General features: G+C 73.6%; 16 protein-coding genes. 10 read left to right on the forward strand and 6 right to left on the reverse strand.

The features are described from left to right. Window positions 1-19: 19 nt before the first annotated feature. Both ASG88_RS11330 and ASG88_RS11335 read left to right on the forward strand, forming a co-directional pair. Window positions 20-1,030, forward strand: coding sequence for an NAD-dependent epimerase/dehydratase family protein (locus ASG88_RS11330; protein ID WP_082600299.1), 1,011 nt, complete (start codon window positions 20-22; stop codon window positions 1,028-1,030). Beyond that, window positions 1,023-2,252, forward strand: coding sequence for a lysophospholipid acyltransferase family protein (locus ASG88_RS11335; RefSeq protein WP_056887542.1), 1,230 nt, complete (start codon window positions 1,023-1,025; stop codon window positions 2,250-2,252). The genes ASG88_RS11330 and ASG88_RS11335 overlap by 8 nt, the downstream gene beginning before the upstream one ends. Before the next feature lie 18 nt (window positions 2,253-2,270). Here ASG88_RS11335 and ASG88_RS11340 read toward each other — a convergent pair whose 3' ends face one another. From ASG88_RS11340 to ASG88_RS11350, 3 genes are all read right to left on the reverse strand, one after another. Continuing rightward, window positions 2,271-3,548: a DUF5667 domain-containing protein gene (locus ASG88_RS11340; protein WP_056887543.1), complete on the reverse strand. Its 1,278-nt coding sequence runs from the start codon at window positions 3,546-3,548 to the stop codon at window positions 2,271-2,273. Window positions 3,549-3,696: 148 nt separating this feature from the next. Beyond that, window positions 3,697-4,473 carry a sigma-70 family RNA polymerase sigma factor gene (locus tag ASG88_RS11345; protein ID WP_056887544.1) on the reverse strand — a complete coding sequence of 259 codons (777 nt, stop codon included), beginning with the start codon at window positions 4,471-4,473 and terminating at the stop codon, window positions 3,697-3,699. Between the two features lie 119 nt (window positions 4,474-4,592). Further along, window positions 4,593-5,477 carry an HAD-IB family hydrolase gene (locus ASG88_RS11350; RefSeq protein ID WP_235534817.1) on the reverse strand — a complete coding sequence of 295 codons (885 nt, stop codon included), beginning with the start codon at window positions 5,475-5,477 and terminating at the stop codon, window positions 4,593-4,595. Window positions 5,478-5,569: 92 nt separating this feature from the next. Between ASG88_RS11350 and ASG88_RS11355 the strand changes: the two genes are divergently transcribed. From ASG88_RS11355 to hemB, 7 genes are all read left to right on the forward strand, one after another. After that, window positions 5,570-7,168, forward strand: a complete 1,599-nt coding sequence (locus ASG88_RS11355; RefSeq protein WP_056887545.1) for a class I adenylate-forming enzyme family protein — start codon at window positions 5,570-5,572, stop codon at window positions 7,166-7,168. Then, entirely contained in the window at window positions 7,165-7,434 is a 270-nt protein-coding gene (locus tag ASG88_RS11360) for a glutaredoxin family protein (protein WP_056887546.1), read from the forward strand. The genes ASG88_RS11355 and ASG88_RS11360 overlap by 4 nt, the downstream gene beginning before the upstream one ends. Window positions 7,435-7,595: 161 nt before the next feature. After that, window positions 7,596-8,300 (forward strand): redox-sensing transcriptional repressor Rex, encoded by a 705-nt coding sequence (locus ASG88_RS11365; RefSeq protein WP_056887547.1) that lies wholly within the window; start codon window positions 7,596-7,598, stop codon window positions 8,298-8,300. Then, window positions 8,297-9,598: a glutamyl-tRNA reductase gene (locus ASG88_RS11370; protein WP_056887548.1), complete on the forward strand. Its 1,302-nt coding sequence runs from the start codon at window positions 8,297-8,299 to the stop codon at window positions 9,596-9,598. The genes ASG88_RS11365 and ASG88_RS11370 overlap by 4 nt, the downstream gene beginning before the upstream one ends. Further along, window positions 9,595-10,545 (forward strand): hydroxymethylbilane synthase, encoded by a 951-nt coding sequence (hemC, locus tag ASG88_RS11375; RefSeq protein WP_056887549.1) that lies wholly within the window; start codon window positions 9,595-9,597, stop codon window positions 10,543-10,545. The genes ASG88_RS11370 and hemC overlap by 4 nt, the downstream gene beginning before the upstream one ends. Beyond that, entirely contained in the window at window positions 10,542-12,212 is a 1,671-nt protein-coding gene (locus tag ASG88_RS11380) for a uroporphyrinogen-III synthase (RefSeq protein WP_056887550.1), read from the forward strand. Before hemC ends, ASG88_RS11380 begins: the two co-directional genes overlap by 4 nt. A gap of 83 nt (window positions 12,213-12,295) precedes the next feature. After that, window positions 12,296-13,216, forward strand: a complete 921-nt coding sequence (hemB, locus tag ASG88_RS11385) for a porphobilinogen synthase (protein WP_056887839.1) — start codon at window positions 12,296-12,298, stop codon at window positions 13,214-13,216. A gap of 16 nt (window positions 13,217-13,232) precedes the next feature. On the opposite strand, the gene glyA is transcribed toward hemB, so the two are convergent. Next, window positions 13,233-14,564: a serine hydroxymethyltransferase gene (glyA, locus tag ASG88_RS11390; RefSeq protein ID WP_056887551.1), complete on the reverse strand. Its 1,332-nt coding sequence runs from the start codon at window positions 14,562-14,564 to the stop codon at window positions 13,233-13,235. Between the two features lie 181 nt (window positions 14,565-14,745). Here glyA and ASG88_RS11395 point away from each other — a divergent pair, with 181 nt between their 5' ends. Then, window positions 14,746-15,522: a DinB family protein gene (locus tag ASG88_RS11395; protein WP_056887552.1), complete on the forward strand. Its 777-nt coding sequence runs from the start codon at window positions 14,746-14,748 to the stop codon at window positions 15,520-15,522. A 7-nt stretch (window positions 15,523-15,529) separates the two neighbouring features. Here ASG88_RS11395 and ASG88_RS11400 read toward each other — a convergent pair whose 3' ends face one another. Together ASG88_RS11400 and ASG88_RS11405 are read right to left on the reverse strand one after the other, a co-directional pair. After that, entirely contained in the window at window positions 15,530-16,237 is a 708-nt protein-coding gene (locus ASG88_RS11400; RefSeq protein WP_056887553.1) for a 4a-hydroxytetrahydrobiopterin dehydratase, read from the reverse strand. A gap of 78 nt (window positions 16,238-16,315) precedes the next feature. Further along, entirely contained in the window at window positions 16,316-17,308 is a 993-nt protein-coding gene (locus ASG88_RS11405) for a DUF2332 domain-containing protein (RefSeq protein ID WP_056887554.1), read from the reverse strand. Window positions 17,309-17,330 lie beyond the last annotated feature (22 nt).

The following is a 17,330-nucleotide window of genomic DNA, read 5'->3' on the forward strand; positions in this document are numbered from 1 at the left end:
CGGGCCGGGGGCTCAGGTCATGGGACGGGTCGTACTGGTCACGGGGATCTCCCGTGACATCGGCCGCCGCTTCGCGCGCGCGGCCGCCCACGACCCTTCCATCGACCGAGTCATCGGCGTCGACGTCGTCCCACCTCGCGGTGACATCGGCGACGTCTCCTTCGTGCGCGCCGACATCCGCACGCCGGTCATCGCCAAGGTCCTCGCCAAGGAGGACATCGACACCGTCGTGCACATGAGCGTGATCGCGACCCCGGGCTCTGCCGGGGGCCGCAACACCATGAAGGAGCTCAACGTCATGGGCACCATGCAGCTCCTCGCTGCATGCCAGAAGGCCCCGCGCGTGGAGCGGCTGGTCGTCAAGTCGACGACCACGGTCTACGGCGCGAGCTCGCGCGACCCCGCGATGTTCACCGAGGAGATGGGGCCCAAGCGGCTGCCCAGCTCCGGCTACGCCAAGGACGTCTACGAGGTCGAGGGCTACGTCCGCGGCTTCGCCCGCCGGCGGCCCGACGTCGCGGTGACGATGATCCGTGCCGCCAACGTGATCGGCCCGCACGTGACGAGCCCGATCACCAGCTACTTCCGGCTGCCCGTGATCCCGCGGGTCCTGGGCTTCGACCCGCGGCTGCAGTTCCTCCACGAGGACGACCTGCTCGACGTGCTCCGGCACGCGGTGGTCGCCGGCACGCCCGGCACCTTCAACGTCGCCGGTGACGGGATGCTGATGCTGTCCCAGGCGGTCCGCCGGCTGGGCAAGCCGTCCGTCGCCATGCCCGGCGTCGCCGTCGGTCGCCTCGGATCGGTCCTGCGGCAGGCCCGGGTGGCGGACTTCTCGCCGGAGCAGCTCACCTTCCTGACCTACGGTCGGGGGGTGGACACCACCCGGATGCGCACCGAGCTCGGCTTCGAGCCGCGTTTCACCACCGCGTCGGCCTTCGCCGACTTCGGCGTCTCGCTGGGTGTCCCGCTCCACGTCCCCGACGAGCCCGTCCTCACCGGCCGGTCGGGCGGAGCACACGATGGCTGAGTCCGAGCGCCCGCAGCGCGACCGGGCCGAGGGCGCCGACGTCGTCCCCATCGGTACGTCGGGTCGCCCCGGTCGCGGGACCGGCAAGGCACGCCCCTCCGCCGCCGCCCGCAACCTCGCCCCGTCGCGCAAGGCGGCGCCCACGTCGGCGCCCACGTCGGCGTCCAAGGCGGCGCCCAAGTCGGCGTCCAAGGCGGCGCGGCCGACCCCGGTCCGCCCCGTCCCGCCGGCTCCGAGCGCCGAGCAGCCGGCGTCGCCCGCCGCGGAGACTGCCGCCGGGGCTCCACCTCGCGCCGCCTCGACCACCGAGGAGACGCACCCCCTCGCCGGCATCCCCGTCGGCGACTGGCTGCACGCCTTCCAGCACGCCGCCGTCGAGCTCTTCGGTGACCAGTGGGAGCGCCGGCTGGCCGAGCTCATGGCCTTCCTCCGCCGCCGTCTCGCCGGCGACTACACCGTGGACGAGTACGGCTTCGACGCCGAGGTCACCGAGCGGTTCCTCATGGCGGCCATGCGCCCGATCGCGCAGAAGTGGTTCCGCGTCGAGGTGCGCGGCATCGACAACATCCCGACCACCGGCGGCGCGCTCGTGGTGTCCAACCACTCCGGCACCGTGCCCGTCGACGGCCTCATGACGATGACCGCCATCCACGACGCGACCGGCCGGTTCCTGCGTCCCCTCGGCGCCGACCTGGTCTTCAAGCTCCCGGTCGTCAGCTCGCTGGCCCGAAGGAGCGGTGCCACCCTCGCCTGCACCGAGGACGCCGAGCGGATGCTGTCCGGCGGCGAGCTGGTGGGGGTCTGGCCGGAGGGCTTCAAGGGCATCGGCAAGCCGTTCGGCGAGCGCTACAAGCTCCAGCGGTTCGGCCGCGGGGGCTTCGTGTCCGCCGCGCTGCGCACCGGCGTACCCATCGTGCCGTTGTCCGTGGTGGGCGCCGAGGAGATCTACCCGCTGGTCGGCAACATCCCGAGCCTGGCCCGCCTGCTCGGGGTGCCCTACATCCCGATCACGCCGTTCTTCCCGCTGCTCGGTCCGCTCGGCATGGTGCCGCTGCCGTCCAAGTGGCTGCTGGAGTTCGGCGAGCCGATCCGCACCGACGAGTACGACGCGGTGGAGGCCGAGGACCCGATGCTGGTCTTCGACGTCACCGACCAGGTGCGCGAGACGATCCAGCAGACGCTCTACACCCTGCTGCGGGAGCGCGACGGCGTCTTCGGCTGACGTGCGCCGAGGCGGTGCTCAGTCGAGCAGCGAGTCGGTGGTCTGGTCGAGCGTGCCGCCCGCACCGCCGACCACCCCGCCGAGGGTGCCGCCCACGACCGGTCCCACGACGGGTCCGACCACGGGCACCTCGTCGACGAGCGTGGGCACGTCGCCGGTGAGCAGCTTGGTGACGTCGTCGACCGTGCCGGTGACGGTCTCCTCGACCGCCTCCCCGGCGCCGGTCGACGGGACCTCGGTGGGCGTCGGGACTCCGCCGGTGCCACTGCCGGCGCCACCGCCGGTGCCGCTCGCCGGACCGTCCCCACCGGTGACGGTGGTGTCGAGGTCGGGGACGACGATGCCGCCGACGTCCTGGCCCGAGATGGTCGCCCCGATGGCCGGCTGGCCGGTGCGGCCGCGGTCGACGATGAAGGAGGTCGAGGAGCTGAGCACGCTGCCGACGTCGAGGCCCTCGGCCGAGGCGGTGAGGAGGAAGGGCGGCAGCGTCGCGGCGCCGCCACCGCACTCGGGGCACGCGGCCACGGCCCGCGCGTCGATCTCGGCGAGCGTCCGCCCGGCGGCGACCAGCTCGTCTCGGGCGGAGTCCGGGATGCGGCCCTCGAGCGTCGAGAGCTGGTCGAGGCCGGTGGCGGTGAAGCTGCGCAGCGAGCGGATGACCTGCTCGTCGCCGGACTCGGCATATGCCTCGAGGAGGACGTCGGCGGCCTCGGTCGCCTGCTCGTCGAAGGTCAGGAGCGTGTCCGCGACGGCCGCGCTCCGCAGGGGCGAGGAGGTGCGGGCGAGCTCGTCGACCTCGTCGAGCCGTCCGCCGGCGTGGGCCAGGAGCCGGGCGCCCCGGTCGGCGCCGTCGTTGGCGAGGCCGGTGCGGGCGTCCTCGATGGCGCGCTTGACGGGGTAGAGCGAGTCGCCGGGCAGGGCGGTCTGGGCGGCCACGGCCATCGAGGTGGTGGCGCCGATCAGGGCCGCTCCGCCGAGCAGCGTCGCGAGCCGGCGGTCGCGGGCGCGGGGTCGGGTGGGCAGGACGAGGCGGGCCTCCTCGGCGCGGGCCCGGGCCGGCTGGGCCGCCAGGACGGTGTCGGCCTCGAGCATGAGCCGCTCGCGCAGCGCGGCGGTGAACTCGGGGCGCGGGACGACCTCGGGGACGGCGCGGAGGTCGTCGACCACGGCGAGCAGGTCGGCGAAGCGTGCGGCGTCGCGCTCGGTGAGCGGCGGGCGCGGGGTGGTCGAGGACGCCCCGCTGACCAGGGCGTCGAACTCCTCAGCACGTCGTCGTGCCGGGAATGGCGCAGTCATCCTGTCCGTCCCGTCTCGTCCTGGGTGCCGCCGGTCGCGACCGTGCGGTGCCCCTCCACCTCGATGAACGACGGGTCGGGCGAGGAGGTTACGCACTGTGACGCAGCGAACTGGACCGGCCGGCGGGGCTGCAGCAGCGAGGGGGTCATCAGTCCCGCATCCCCTCGGGCATCAGCTTGGCGAGGTTGCGTACGCCGCGGAGCTGGAGCTGCTTGATCGCGCCCTCGCTCCGCTCGAGGGCCAGCGCCGTCTCGGCGATGCTCATCCCCTGGAGGAACCGCATGATGATGCACTCGCGCTGCTCGGTCGGCAGCTCGGTGAGCGCCGCGAGCAGGATCTCGTGGGTGATCCCCTCCAGCACCGCGTCCTCCGGACCGTCGGTCGCGTCGTCGTGGAGCGTCATGTCCTCGGTGGTGAGCTCCAGCCGGGTCCGGCCGGCCTTGTAGTGGTCGGTCGTGAGGTTGCGGGCGATCGTCATGAGCCAGGCGCCGAGGTCGCGCCCCTGCCAGCGGAAGCTGTTCATGTTGCGCAGGGCCCGGAAGAAGGTCTCGGAGGTGAGGTCCTCGGCGAGCGCCACCGAGCGGGTCCGGTAGTAGAGGAAGCGGTAGACCGACGGCTGGTAGTGGTCGTAGAGCAGGCCGAAGGCCTCGGTGTCGCCGCCGCGGGCCAGCTCGACGAGCGCGATCAGCCGGGCGCGCTCGGCCTCGTCGTCCTCCGAGGAGGTGGCCTGGTCGGCGTCGCCGTAGGTGTTGGCGCCGTCATCGCGGCCGGCGCCGCGCCCCCCGCCGTGGCCGGCGCCGCCGACCGAGATGTCGGCCTCGGCGAGCAGGACGTGGCCCCCGACGGGAACGGGCGCGGCGAGGGCGAGGAGCACGGCGCGCCGCAGCGCGTCGAGCCCCTGCTCGATGTCGGTGGCACCCCACATGGCGTCGTTGACGACCCTCCCCAGATCGGTCCCTGCCGGGACCTACTCAAGAGTAGGTGGAGGTGCCGTCGTTGTGAACCGCCCACGGGCAAACGTGGGCCCGGGTCAGGTCTCGGCGCTCAGTGGTGGCGTCGGCCGCGCACCGTGGCGCCGGCGGCGACCGCACCGCCGACCGCTCCGGCGGCAGCGGCGACGACCAGTCCGGCGCGGGCGGCCTTGCGCCCGGTGCGGTAGTCGCGGATCCGCCAGCCCTGCTGGCGGGCGTGGTGGCGCAGGCGGGCGTCCGGGTTGATGGCACAGGCGTCGCCCACCAGGGAGAGCATCGGCAGGTCGTTCGAGGAGTCGGAGTAGGCCGAGCAGCGGGTGAGGTCGAGCCCCTCGCGCGCGGCGAGGGCCTTGACCGCCTCGGCCTTGGCGGGTCCGTGCAGCATGTCGCCCACCAGGTGGCCGGTGTAGACGCCGTCCACGTGCTCGGCCACCGTGCCCAGGGCGCCGGTGAGGCCCAGGCGCCGCGCGATGATCCGTGCGATCTCGATGGGCGCCGCGGTCACCAGCCACACCCGCTGGCCCTGGTCGAGGTGCATCTGGGCCATCGCGCGGGTGCCCGGCCAGATCCGGTGCGCCATGCCCTCGTCGAAGATCTCCTCGACCAGGCCCTCGAGCTCGCTGACGGTGTGGCCGGCGATGAAGCCCAGCGCCGAGTTGCGGGCGTCGGCCACGTGCTCGGGGTCCTCGACCCCCACGACCCGGAAGTAGACCTGCTTCCAGGTGGCGCCGAGGATGTCGCGCGTCGTGAAGAACTCGCGCCGGTGCAGGCCGCGGGCCAGGTGGAAGATGCTCGCGCCCTGCATGATCGTGTTGTCGACGTCGAAGAACGCCGCAGCCGTCGGGTCGACGGGGGTGTCGAGGGCGGTCTCGACCTCCGCGGCAGCGGCCGCTGCCTCGCCCGCCATCGTCGAGCGCTGCTGCAGGTTGAGGCGGCGGGGGCGATCGGGCGGCGTCACGTCGCTCAGGGTAGTCCGGAACGCCGCGGTCGTCCGGCGGACCGGCCGGTGATCGGCTGAGGGTCGGTGTGCAGGTGTGGAAGGATCGATCCATGTCGTTGACGGACCTTGCGGACCTGGTCGCCGAGGCCGCCGAGGACTCTCCCGACCGCCTCGCGGTCGTCGAGTCCGGCGGGCGCGCGGTGACCTGGGGCGGGCTCGAGTCCGAGGTCGCGCACTGCGCCTCCGGCCTCGGTCGCCTCGGGGTCCTGGCCGGCCACCGGGTGATGATCGTGGTCGGCAACCGTCTCGAGTTCGTCACCAGCTACCTCGGGGTGCTCCGGGCCCAGGTCGTGGCGGTGCCGGTCAACCCGCGCTCCACGGCCGACGAGCTCGCCCGGATGATCGCCGACTCCGGCTCGCGCCTCGTCATCGCGGACGAGGAGGCCCTGCCCGCCGTGCGCGTGGCGGTGGCCACGGTCAACGCGGCGCTCGACGGCAACACGTCGACGCTGGACGAGGACCTCGTGTCCCGCGCCGTGCACCCCCGGGTCGTGGCGGTCGGCGACGGGCGCGGTGCCGGGGAGATCGGCTACGACGACCTCCTCGCCGGTGAGGCGCGTCCGGTCCCGCCGCTGCAGGACCCCGAGAAGCTCGCCGCACTCCTCTACACGAGCGGTACGTCGGGTCGACCGCGCGCCGCGATGCTCACCCACCGCGCGTTGCTCGCCAACATCGAGCAGGTCGCCCGGGTCGAGCCCAAGATGATCCACGGGGACGACGTCGTGCTCGGCGTCCTGCCGCTCTTCCACGTCTACGGCCTCAACGCCGTCCTCGGCGGCGTGCTCCGGCACCGCGCCAAGCTGCTGCTGGTCGAGCGGTGGGACCCGGTCACCGTGCTCGACATCGTCGAGGACGAGGCCTGCAGCGTGCTGCCGGTCGCGCCGCCCGTCTTCGCCCACTGGCTGCCGCTGGACAACCTCGCCGACCGGCTCGGCCCGGTCCGGCTGGTGCTGTCGGGCTCGGCGCCGCTGGGTCCCGAGGTGATCGACGCCTTCACGACCGCGACGGACATCCCGGTCCACCAGGGCTACGGGCTGACCGAGGCGGCCCCGGTGGTCACCAGCACCCTGTGCAGCGAGTCGCTGCAGTCCGGCTCCGTGGGCGCGGCCCTGCCCGGCATCGAGGTGCGCCTCGTCGACGCCACCGGACGGGTGCTCGGCGGCGAGGACCCGGGCGAGATCCAGGTCCGCGGGGACAACCTCTTCAGCGGCTACTGGCCCGACGGCTCCGGCGGGGTCGACGCCGAGGGCTGGTGGGCCACCGGTGACGTGGGCCTCCTCGACCCGACGGGCGACCTGTTCCTCGTGGACCGGGTCAAGGAGCTGGTCATCGTCAGCGGCTTCAACGTCTACCCGACCGAGGTCGAGGAGGTGCTGCGCGAGGTGCCCGGCGTCGTCGACGCGGCCGTCATCGGCGTCGAGGACCCCCGGACGGGGGAGGCCGTCGTCGCGTACGTCGTCGCACACGACGTCGACGCCGAGGCCCTCGGCGCCGCCGTGGCCGACCACGCCGCCGTACGCCTCGCCCGCTTCAAGCAGCCCACCCGCATCGAGGTGGTCGACGAGCTGCCCCTGACCGTCACCGGCAAGGTGCAGAAGGGCCGGCTGCGCGGCCTCGAGCGCCGTCGCGCGCTGGGGCTCCTCGAGTGACCGGGTCGGGCGCCACCTCGGCCACGGGCGCGCGGGTCACGCTCGTCGGCCGGCCGGGCTGCCACCTGTGCGACGACGCCCGCGCCGTCATCGAGGTGGTCTGCGCCGAGCTGGGGGAGTCGTGGTCCGAGGTCGACGTCGACGAGGACCCGGTGCTGCTCGACCGCTACGCCGAGGAGATCCCGGTGACCCTCGTCGACGGGCGCCAGCACGACTTCTGGCGGGTCGATCCCGACCGGCTCCGGGCCGCGTTGCGCCGCGGCTGAGCCCTCGACGCACCCCGGCCGAGGTGGGGATACTCACATGTGCTAGCCGGTGCCCTCCGCCGAGTTTGTTCTCCCGTTCACAAACTCCTACAGTGACCACGCCGCTCGACCTTGACCGGGTCTCCCACCACCCGGGATCGAGCCGGCTGGAGAGAAGAGCAGTGACCGCACGGACTTCCACCGACCACGCCCGGGACATTCCCGAGGCGACCGTCGCGCGGCTGCCCGTCTACCTCCGGGCCCTCGTGGGCCTGGCCGAGGCGGGGACGGCCACGTGCTCCAGCGAGGAGCTCGCCGCGGCCGCCGGCGTCAACTCGGCCAAGCTGCGCAAGGACCTCTCCCACCTCGGCAGCTACGGCACCCGCGGCGTCGGCTACGACGTGGAGTACCTCCGCTACCAGATCGCCCGTGAGATCGGCGTGACCCAGGACTGGCCGGTCGTCATCGTCGGCATCGGCAACCTCGGCCACGCGCTCGCCAACTACTCCGGCTTCCGCAGCCGCGGCTTCCGGGTCGTGGCCCTGCTCGACGCCGACCCGGAGCGCCACGACGAGCTCGTCGCCGGCATCGACGTACGCCCCTTCGACGACCTCGAGGAGATCGTCGAGGACCAGGGCGTCGCCATCGGCGTCATCGCCACCCCGGCCGTCGCGGCCCAGGACGTGGCCGACCGGATGGTCGCGGCGGGAGTCACGAGCATCCTCAACTTCGCACCGACCGTCCTGTCGGTGCCCGACGGCGTGGACGTGCGCAAGGTCGACCTGTCGATCGAGCTGCAGATCCTCGCCTACCACGTGCAGCGCAAGGCCGGCGGCACCGTGGCCGACGACTTCGACCGGCTGCACGACGAGGAGGTGACCGCATGAGCGTCCTGGTCGTGGGCGTGTCCCACCGGTCCGCACCCGTGTCCATGCTCGAGCGCCTCGCGCTCGACGCCGGCGGGGTGACCAAGCTGATCGCCGACGTCGCCGCGAGCGAGCACGTCACCGAGGCGACCGTCATCTCGACGTGCAACCGCCTCGAGATCTACGCCGACGTCGACCGCTTCCACGGCAGCATCGAGGAGGTCTCCCGCCTGCTCGTCGACCGCGCCGGCGAGTCGACCGAGGCGCTCGTGCCCCACCTCTACGTCCACTACGACGACGGTGCGGTGTCCCACCTCTTCAACGTCGCCGCCGGGCTCGACTCGATGGTCGTCGGCGAGGGCCAGATCCTCGGCCAGACCCGCGACGCGCTGCGGGTGGGCCAGGAGCTCGGCACCGTCGGACCCGCCCTCAACGTGCTCTTCCAGCAGGCGCTGCGCGTCGGCAAGCGCTCACGCGCCGAGACCGACATCGACCGCGCCGCCCCGTCGCTCGTCACCGCGGCCCTCGAGCGCATCCCCGGCCAGGTGGCCGGTCGCCGGGTCGTCGTCGTGGGTGCGGGCGCGATGGCGTCGCTCGCCGCCGCGACCGTGCACCGGATGGGCGCCAGCGACATCGCCGTGGTCAACCGCACGCCCGACCGTGCCGCGCGCCTCGCCACCGAGTACGCCGCCAGGCCGGTCTCGCTGGTCGACCTCGACGTCGAGCTGGGTCGCACCGACGTCCTCATCTCGTGCACGGGCGCGACCGGCGTCCTGATCAGCCGCGGCGCGGTCGAGACCGCCCGCGCGCACACCTCCGCCCCGCTGGCCATCGTCGACCTGGCCCTGCCCCACGACGTCGACCCGGCCGCCGCCGAGGTGCCGGGCGTGAGCGTGCTGGGCCTGGCGGCGCTGGCCGAGGAGCTCAAGGGCTCCGACTCGGCCCGCGGCGTCGACGACGTGCGGTCCATCGTCGCCCAGGAGATCGCCGCGTTCCTCGCCGCCCGCCGGCAGGCGAGCGTGACCCCGACCGTCGTCGCGCTGCGCTCGATGGCCACGTCGGTCGTCGACAGCGAGATGGAGCGCCTCGCGTCCCGTCTGCCCGGCCTCGACGACGCCACCCGCGCCGAGGTGCTGCACACCGTGCGGCGGGTCGCCGACAAGCTGCTCCACGAGCCCACCGTCCGGGTCAAGGAGCTCGCCAACGAGGACGGTGCCGTGTCCTACGCCGCCGCTCTCGCCGAGCTCTTCGCCCTCGACCCCGAGGCCGTCGACGCTGTCACCCGCGCCGAGGGCATCTCGCGGGAGGGGACGTCATGACGGCCGCCGTGGACCCCTTGCGCCTGGGCACCCGCGCCTCGGCGCTGGCCACCACCCAGTCCGGCCTCGTCGCCGATTTGATTCGGCAGCGGCTGGGGCGTGAAGTGGAGCTCGTGACCATCACCACGGAGGGCGACGTCAGCTCCGCCCCGCTCGCGACCCTCGGGGGCACCGGCGTGTTCGTGAGCGCGCTGCGCGACGCGCTGCTCCGCGGTGAGGTCGACGTGGCCGTCCACTCGCTCAAGGACCTGCCCACCGCACCCGCCGACGGCATCGCGCTGGCCGCCGTACCCATCCGCGAGGACCCGCGCGACGTCGTCGTCGCCCGCGACGGCCTGACCCTCGGGGAGCTGCCGCACGGCAGCCGGGTCGGCACCGGCTCGCCGCGCCGCGCCGCGCAGCTCGAGGCCCTCGGCCTCGGCCTCGACGTGTCCGGCGTCCGCGGCAACGTGGACACCCGCATCGGCAAGGTCGCCAGCGGTGAGTACGACGCCGTGCTGCTGGCCCGCGCCGGGCTCGCCCGCCTGGGCCGCCTCGACGACGCCACCGAGGTGCTCGACCCGCTGCAGATGCTCCCCGCCCCCGGGCAGGGTGCGCTGGCGATCGAGTGCCGCACCGACGACCCCGACCTCGTGGCCGCCCTGGCCGCGCTCGACGACCCCGCCACCCGCGCGGCCGTGACCGCCGAGCGCGCCGTGCTGGCCACGCTCGAGGCCGGCTGCTCCGCACCCCTCGGCGCCCTCGCCGAGGTCGTGGAGGGGGAGGACGGCGACGAGCTGTGGGTGCGCGCGGTCGCGCTCTCCCACGACGGGGGCCTCTCGGTCCGGAGGAGCACCACCGGACCGGTCGCCGACGCCGCCGGCGTCGGCCACCGCCTCGCGAGCGACATGCTCGACGACGGCGCCGCAGACCTGATGGAAGCACCAGTGAGGAAGCAGCAGGCATGACTCGAAGCCAGAGCCAGTCCCCGTCCAGCACGTCGGGCGTCGCGCCCCGTGGATGGGTGTCCTTCGTCGGCAGTGGTCCCGGCGACCCCGGCCTGTTGACCGTGCGCGCGGTGGAGCTCCTCCGCGACGCCGACGTCGTCGTCACCGAGACGCCCGAGCACGTCGGCATGGTCCGCACGCTGCTCGGCCTGCCGACCCCGGTCGAGGGCGCCGCCCCGGACGAGCAGGCGGCCGGTCCGCTCCTCGTCGACGGTGGCTTCGGCGAGGACGGTCAGCCGCTGACCCACGCCGCCCGGGCCAAGGTCGTGGTGCGTCACGGCAAGAAGCAGCGCGTCGTACGCCTCATGACGGGTGACCCGTTCCTCTACGCCTCCGGCCCCGAGGAGGCGCAGGCGTGCGTCAAGGCCGGCGTCGGCTTCGAGATCGTCCCCGGCGTCTCGTCGGTGTCCGCGGTGCCCGCCTACGCCGGCATCCCGCTGACGACCAAGAACCACAAGGAGATGGCCGTCGTCACCTGTGGCGACAAGGTCGACTGGAGCCAGTACGCCGACGACCGCACCCTGGTGCTGCTCTCCGGCGTCGGCACCATCGGTGAGACCGCCGCCGCGCTGATGGAGGCCGGTCGCTCCCCGCAGACCCCGGTCGCGATGACCCGGGTCGGGACCACCACCGAGCAGGAGACCGTGATCTCCACCCTCGAGAACATCGCCGCCGACGTGCGCGCCGCCCGGGTCGCCCCGCCGGCCATCACGGTCATCGGTGACGTCGTCGACCTGCGCGACACGCTGTCGTGGTTCGAGACCAAGCCGCTCTTCGGCTGGCGCGTGCTCGTCCCGCGCACCAAGGAGCAGGCCGGGTCGCTGTCACGTCGCGTGCGTGAGTACGGCGCCGTGCCCGAGGAGGTGCCCACCATCTCGGTGGAGCCGCCCCGCAACCCGCTGCAGATGGACAAGGCCGTCCGCGGCCTCGTCGAGGGTCGTTACGAGTGGATCGCCTTCACCTCGGTCAACGCCGTCAAGGCCGTCCGGGAGAAGTTCGAGGAGTACGGCCTCGACGCGCGTGCCTTCTCCGGCCTCAAGATCGCCGCGGTCGGCGACAAGACCGCCCAGGCCATCGCCGCCTGGGGCCTGCGCGCCGACCTGGTGCCGTCGGGCGAGCAGTCCGCCGCCGGCCTGCTCGAGGACTGGCCGCCGTACGACGAGGTGCTCGACCCGATCAACCGCGTCTTCCTGCCCCGCGCCGACATCGCCACCGAGAACCTCGTCGCCGGCCTGGTCGACCTCGGCTGGGAGTGCGACGACGTGACGGCCTACCGCACGGTGCGGGCCACCCCGCCGCCGGCGCCGACCCGCGACGCGATCAAGACCGGCAAGTTCGACGCCGTCGTCTTCACCTCGTCCTCGACGGTGCGCAACCTCGTCGGCATCGCCGGCAAGCCGCACCCGTCGACGATCATCGCGGTCATCGGTCCGGCCACGGCCAAGACCGCCGAGGAGCACGGCCTGCGCGTCGACGTCATGGCCCCCCAGCCCGACGTCGAGCTGCTGGTCGACGCGCTCGCCGACTTCGGCTCGGCCCGCCGGCTGGCGATGCTCGAGTCCGGTGACCCCGTCACCCGCCCGAGCGAGCGCAAGCCCGCCGCGCGGCGCAAGGCGCGCGCGAAGTGACGAGCAGCGCGGGGGAGCACCCGGAGGTCGTCGGGCCGGTCGTCCGGCCCCGACGCCTGCGACGCACCCCTGCGCTGCGGCGGATGGTGGCCGAGACCTCGGTCGAGCCCCGGCAGCTGGTGCTGCCGATGTTCGTGCGTGAGGGCATCGACGAGCCGCAGCCGATCGGCTCCATGCCCGGCGTCGTCCAGCACACCCGCGAGTCCCTGCGGAAGGCCGCCGCCGAGGCGGCCGAGCTCGGGCTCGGGGGCGTGATGCTCTTCGGCATCCCGGCCACCAAGGACGCCACCGGCTCCGGCGCGATCGACCCGGCCGGCATCCTCAACCTCGCGATCAACGACGTCGTCGCCGAGGTGGGCGAGGGGCTCACCGTGATGAGCGACCTGTGCCTCGACGAGTTCACCGACCACGGCCACTGCGGCCTGCTCACCACGGACGGTGAGGTCGACAACGACAGGACGCTCGCGGCGTACGCCGACATGGCGCGCGCGCACGCCGAGGCCGGCGTCGACATGGTCGGCCCCAGCGGGATGATGGACGGCCAGGTGCGGGTGATCCGCGAGGCCCTCGACGCCAGCGAGCACCAGGGCGTCTCGATCCTGGCCTACTCGGCCAAGTACGCCTCCGCGTTCTACGGCCCCTTCCGCGAGGCGGTCGACTCCTCGCTCGAGGGCGACCGGCGCACCTACCAGCAGGACTCGCCCAACGCCGTCGAGGGCGTCCGGGAGGCCCTGCTCGACGTGGCCGAGGGCGCCGACATCGTCATGGTGAAGCCGGCCCTGGCCTACCTCGACGTCATCCGCCGGGTGCGCGACGCCGTCGACGTCCCCGTCGCGGCGTACAACATCTCCGGCGAGTACGCCATGGTCGAGGCCGCCGCCGCTCGCGGCTGGATCGACCGGGAGCCGGCGATCCTGGAGACGCTCACGTCGATCCGGCGTGCCGGTGCGGACGTGATCCTCACCTACTGGGCCGCCGAGGCGGCCCACCTCCTGCGTCTCTGACCCTCCCCGGTCCGCCTCAGTGCGGGAGGTCGACGGTGAAGTGGGTGCCGCTGAAGCCGCTGCGCCACTCGGTGACCTCGGGTCCGGCCGACGCGGCGGACTCGTCGCCGGCGAGCCCGCGGGCGATGAAGGACGCGAGGGTCGGCATGTCGGAGGCCGTCATCCCGAGGCGGGCGAGCTCGGGGGTGCCGATGCGCAGCCCGTTGGTGTCGCCGGCGACCGCGGTGGTCGGCAGCCCGATGCCGCAGGCCAGCAGGTTGGCCAGGCGCAGGCCCTGTGCGGCGCGCTGCCCACCGCCGTACTCGTGGGCCAGGACCGCGAACTGGTGCGACGTCGTCGCGCCGCGGTCGGCGGCGAAGAGCGGGACGCCCAGGGCGCCGAGGCCGTCTGCCAGGGCACGCGCCGTGGCGACCATGGCCTCGGCGTAGGCGCTGCCGGCGACCTCCCAGTCGGCCAGCGTCACCGCGAGGGCGGCGGTCTTGCCGGCGTCGAAGTTGGCGGTCAGGCCCGGGTAGGCGATGGCCTCGAGACGCTCGGCGAGGGCTGCGTCGTTGGTGACGACGAGCCCGCCGGGAGGTCCGCCCAGGCTCTTGTAGGTGCTCATCGTCATCAGGTGCGCACCCTCGGCGAGCGGGTTGGGCCACGCTCCTCCCGCGAACATGCCGCACTGGTGCGCGGCGTCGAAGAGCACCAGGGCGCCCACCTCGTCGGCGATCTCCCGGATGGCGGCGACGGGGTGGGGGAACAGGTTGAGGCTCCCCCCGATGGTGATGAGGCGGGGTCGCGTCTGCTGCGCCAGGGTGCGGAGGGCGTCGACGTCCACGGTGTAGCCGTCCGGGTCGACCGGCGCGGCCAGCGTGGTCAGTCCGTAGAGGCCGGCGGCGCCACCGAGGTGGTGGGTCACGTGCCCGCCGATGGTGGCGGGCGGGGCGATGATCGTGTCGCCGGGCCGGCAGGTGGCCATGAAGGAGTAGAGGTTGGCCAGGGCGCCGGAGCCGACGCGGACCTCGGCGTACGCCGCCCCGAAGACGCGGCAGGCGGCGTCCGCGGCGAGCACCTCGATCTGCTCGATGGCCTCGAGCCCGGTCTCGTACTTCTCGCCCGGGTAGCCCAGTGACGCACGGGACCCGAGGTTCGCCGAGAGGAGGGCCTCGGCCCGCGGGTTCATCACGTTGGTCGCCGGGTTGAGGTTGAGACAGGTGACGTCGTGGATGCGGTGGTTCTCGTCGGCCAGTCGCTCGATCTCGGCCTGCAGGGCGCCCCCCGTCAACGCGCTCGACGACACGTCGCGGACGCGGTCGGCCACGGTGGTGGGCAGCCAGGGGCGGGCGGCGACGGCGTGGGACATCCGGGTCCTCCTCGTGCGGGTGCGTCGGCGACGCGCATCGGTGGGGCAGGTTCCGGAACCGTATCGACCGGAACGGGTCCTAGGGTCGGATCCATGACCTCACGTGACCGGAGCGGCGGCGCCGTCGCTCTCGACCGAGGACCCGACCAGCCGGCCTCCGTGGCGGGATGGGCGGTGTGGGATGGCTGAGTTCGGCAGGGAGGACCTCCGCGGCTCGACATTCGACCGGACCGACCTCAGCGGGTCGACGTTCCGGGCCGCGTCGCTCAGCAACGTGACGATCCGGGGCACCGACCTGCACCACGTGAAGATGACCGGCGTCGAGCTCTGGGACGTCGACATCAGCGGCGAGGTGAGGGGTCTGCGGATCAACGGCGTCGACGTGACGGCGTACGTCGGCGAGGAGCTGGCGCGCCGCGAGCCCGACCTGGCCAGGATGCGCCCCGACGACCCCGACGGCTTCGTGGAGGCCTGGGACCTGCTCGAGCAGCTCTGGGACGGCACCGTCGAGCGGGCCCGACTCCTCGACCCGGCGCAGCTGCACGAGCAGGTCGACGGGGAGTGGTCGTTCATCGAGACGCTGCGGCACCTCTCGTTCGCGACCGCCTCGTGGGTCCACTGCGCGATCGGCGGCGACCCCGCCCCGTGGCACCCGCTCGACCTGCCGTGGGACGAGGCACCCGACGACCAGGGCCTGCCGCGCGACCGCACGGCCCGGCCGTCGCTGGACGAGGTGCTCGAGCTCCGCCGCGCCCGGCAGGCCGACGTACGTCGCGTGCTCGAGGGGCTCACCGAGGAGTCCCTCGCCGCCGACACCACCCCGCCGGACGGTGCCGGGTGGCCCCCGCCCCGCCCCTTTGCGGTGAAGGAGTGCCTGTCGATCGTGCTCAACGAGGAGTGGTGGCACCGGACCTACGCGGAGCGCGACCTCGCGATCCTCGAGAGGCGGCCGCAGTAGGCCGAGGTCAGTCTCGCTTCGCCGCGGCCGCGTCGACGCAGACGACGCCCCGGTTGCCGTCCTGGTCGGCGACCACGGTGAGGGCGGGCGCGTCGCTGTCGTCCACGACGGTGCCACCCGCGGCGACGGCGGCGGTGATCCGCTGCTCGGCCACCTCGGCTGCGACGTAGACCTCGACGTGGAAGCGCTGGCCCGGGGACCCGGGCTCGTCGGCGTCCCCGAACCACAGGTTCGGCACCCGGCCCGTGGCGTCCCGGACCTCGTCGCTGGGGGATCCGCGGCCCTGGGACTCGGCGCTCCCCGTCAGCAGGGCCGCCCACACCGGGGCGATGGTCGCGGAGCGCGCCGTGTCGAGGCCGAGCTCGACCTCGCTGACCGAGGCCGGGTCGGCTGCGAGCCGGTGGTCGGCGGCGACCTCGGTGATCCGTCGTGCGAGGTCGACGTCCTGCTGCGTCACCCACTCGACGACGTGCTCGGTGCCGTCGTCCTCGCGGTAGACGGCGTCGTCGGTGACCAGCTCGAGGTCGACGTGGCCACGGCCGATCGTCACGCGCGGGTGGTGTCCGAGCGCGTCGCCCGCCTCACCGACCGCGGCGACGAACCGGGCGCCGGCGCCGAAGTCGTCGACCAGGTAGCGGGCGTGCAGTCCCTGGGCGAGCTTGCGCCAGTCGGTCAGGTCGGCCTCGGCGATCTGCGCGCTCCTCAGCATGTCCATGCACGGGGACCCTAGCCCCGACCCGGCCCGATGGGCAGGGGGTCGCTTTCCGTCGAGGTGGATCACCCGGTCGGGCGATCAGTCCCACCAGTGCAGGTCGCGGCCGTGCTGGTGCGTGTGGGCGACGGCGTGGCCGTCGACCGCGAGGACGTAGCGTCCGGGTGGGGGCGGGGGCCCGGTCGCCGTGACGGCCGGCAGTGCGCGCGGGCGCTCGTTGCTGACCCAGTGCAGGCGAGGATCGGTCAGCAGGTCCCGCATCAGCGCGGCGTACCGCTCGCGTCCGGGCACGTCGAGGTAGGCGATCACCGCGGAGCTGAACACCAGCAACCTGCCCCCGTGCGGCAGCGCGGCCAGCGCCTCTGCCGCCAGACCGGGCAGCTCCTGCAGCAGGTCGCCCCGGCGGAGGCCGGGTGGCTCGTGGCGCGCGATGTCCAAGGCCTCCTCCAATCGCACCCGGCGATCGTCGTGCTCGGGCCAGACCAGCGTCAGCAGCCAGCGGCAGGTGTCGGCGTCCGCGGCGTCGAGGGGGTTCAGGTCGATCCCACCTCGCCACACCACCTCCGGGAGGGCCTCCGAGAGCGGTGCCGGACCCGAGACGCCCGCGTGCAGGCTGGGGGCCGCCGGACCGACCGTCACCGCGCCGCGGCCGGTGGACCACGAGTAGGACCACCGGTCGGGGTAGAGGCAGAGCCCGGCGCTCGCACCGACGTCGAGCAGGCCGACCGGCCCGTCGCCGGGCACGCTGGCGAAGGCAGGCACCAGCACCGCCAACCGGCCGACCTCGTTGGTCTGGGTGGCGCGCTCCATGCTCGTGGCGCGGATCCGGCCGGCATCCCCCAGGAGGGTGGCGCGGAGGTGGTCGTACGGCGCGGGGGCAGCGAGGCCGTGCCATCGGGCGGCGGCGAAGACCAGGTTGGGCTGGCGCTTCGGCTCGGGAAGCCGAGCCAGCCAGCGCTGCACCTCGTGGTCGTCGACGACGCCGAGCGCCCACTCCTCGAAGCAGGGGGAGCTGCCCGCGGCGTACACCGCGAAGCTGCGATAGGTCGTCTGCACGTCCCCGAGCACGGACATGACCACAGTCAACCAGCGGCCG

This window comes from Nocardioides sp. Soil777 (genome assembly GCF_001428425.1).
In the GTDB taxonomy this organism is placed as follows: Bacteria; Actinomycetota; Actinomycetes; order Propionibacteriales; family Nocardioidaceae; genus Nocardioides; species Nocardioides terrigena.

Excerpts from the sequence above, each read along its gene's own strand:
- ASG88_RS11330 (WP_082600299.1), top strand. The coding sequence starts at position 20 with ATGGGACGGGTCGTACTGGTCACGGGGATCTCCCGTGACATCGGCCGC.
- ASG88_RS11335 (WP_056887542.1), top strand. The coding sequence starts at position 1,023 with ATGGCTGAGTCCGAGCGCCCGCAGCGCGACCGGGCCGAGGGCGCCGAC.
- ASG88_RS11340 (WP_056887543.1), bottom strand. The coding sequence starts at position 3,548 with ATGACTGCGCCATTCCCGGCACGACGACGTGCTGAGGAGTTCGACGCC.
- ASG88_RS11345 (WP_056887544.1), bottom strand. The coding sequence starts at position 4,473 with ATGTGGGGTGCCACCGACATCGAGCAGGGGCTCGACGCGCTGCGGCGC.
- ASG88_RS11355 (WP_056887545.1), top strand. The coding sequence starts at position 5,570 with ATGTCGTTGACGGACCTTGCGGACCTGGTCGCCGAGGCCGCCGAGGAC.
- ASG88_RS11370 (WP_056887548.1), top strand. The coding sequence starts at position 8,297 with ATGAGCGTCCTGGTCGTGGGCGTGTCCCACCGGTCCGCACCCGTGTCC.
- hemC (WP_056887549.1), top strand. The coding sequence starts at position 9,595 with ATGACGGCCGCCGTGGACCCCTTGCGCCTGGGCACCCGCGCCTCGGCG.
- ASG88_RS11380 (WP_056887550.1), top strand. The coding sequence starts at position 10,542 with ATGACTCGAAGCCAGAGCCAGTCCCCGTCCAGCACGTCGGGCGTCGCG.
- hemB (WP_056887839.1), top strand. The coding sequence starts at position 12,296 with ATGGTGGCCGAGACCTCGGTCGAGCCCCGGCAGCTGGTGCTGCCGATG.
- glyA (WP_056887551.1), bottom strand. The coding sequence starts at position 14,564 with ATGTCCCACGCCGTCGCCGCCCGCCCCTGGCTGCCCACCACCGTGGCC.
- ASG88_RS11395 (WP_056887552.1), top strand. The coding sequence starts at position 14,746 with ATGGCTGAGTTCGGCAGGGAGGACCTCCGCGGCTCGACATTCGACCGG.
- ASG88_RS11400 (WP_056887553.1), bottom strand. The coding sequence starts at position 16,237 with ATGGACATGCTGAGGAGCGCGCAGATCGCCGAGGCCGACCTGACCGAC.
- ASG88_RS11405 (WP_056887554.1), bottom strand. The coding sequence starts at position 17,308 with ATGTCCGTGCTCGGGGACGTGCAGACGACCTATCGCAGCTTCGCGGTG.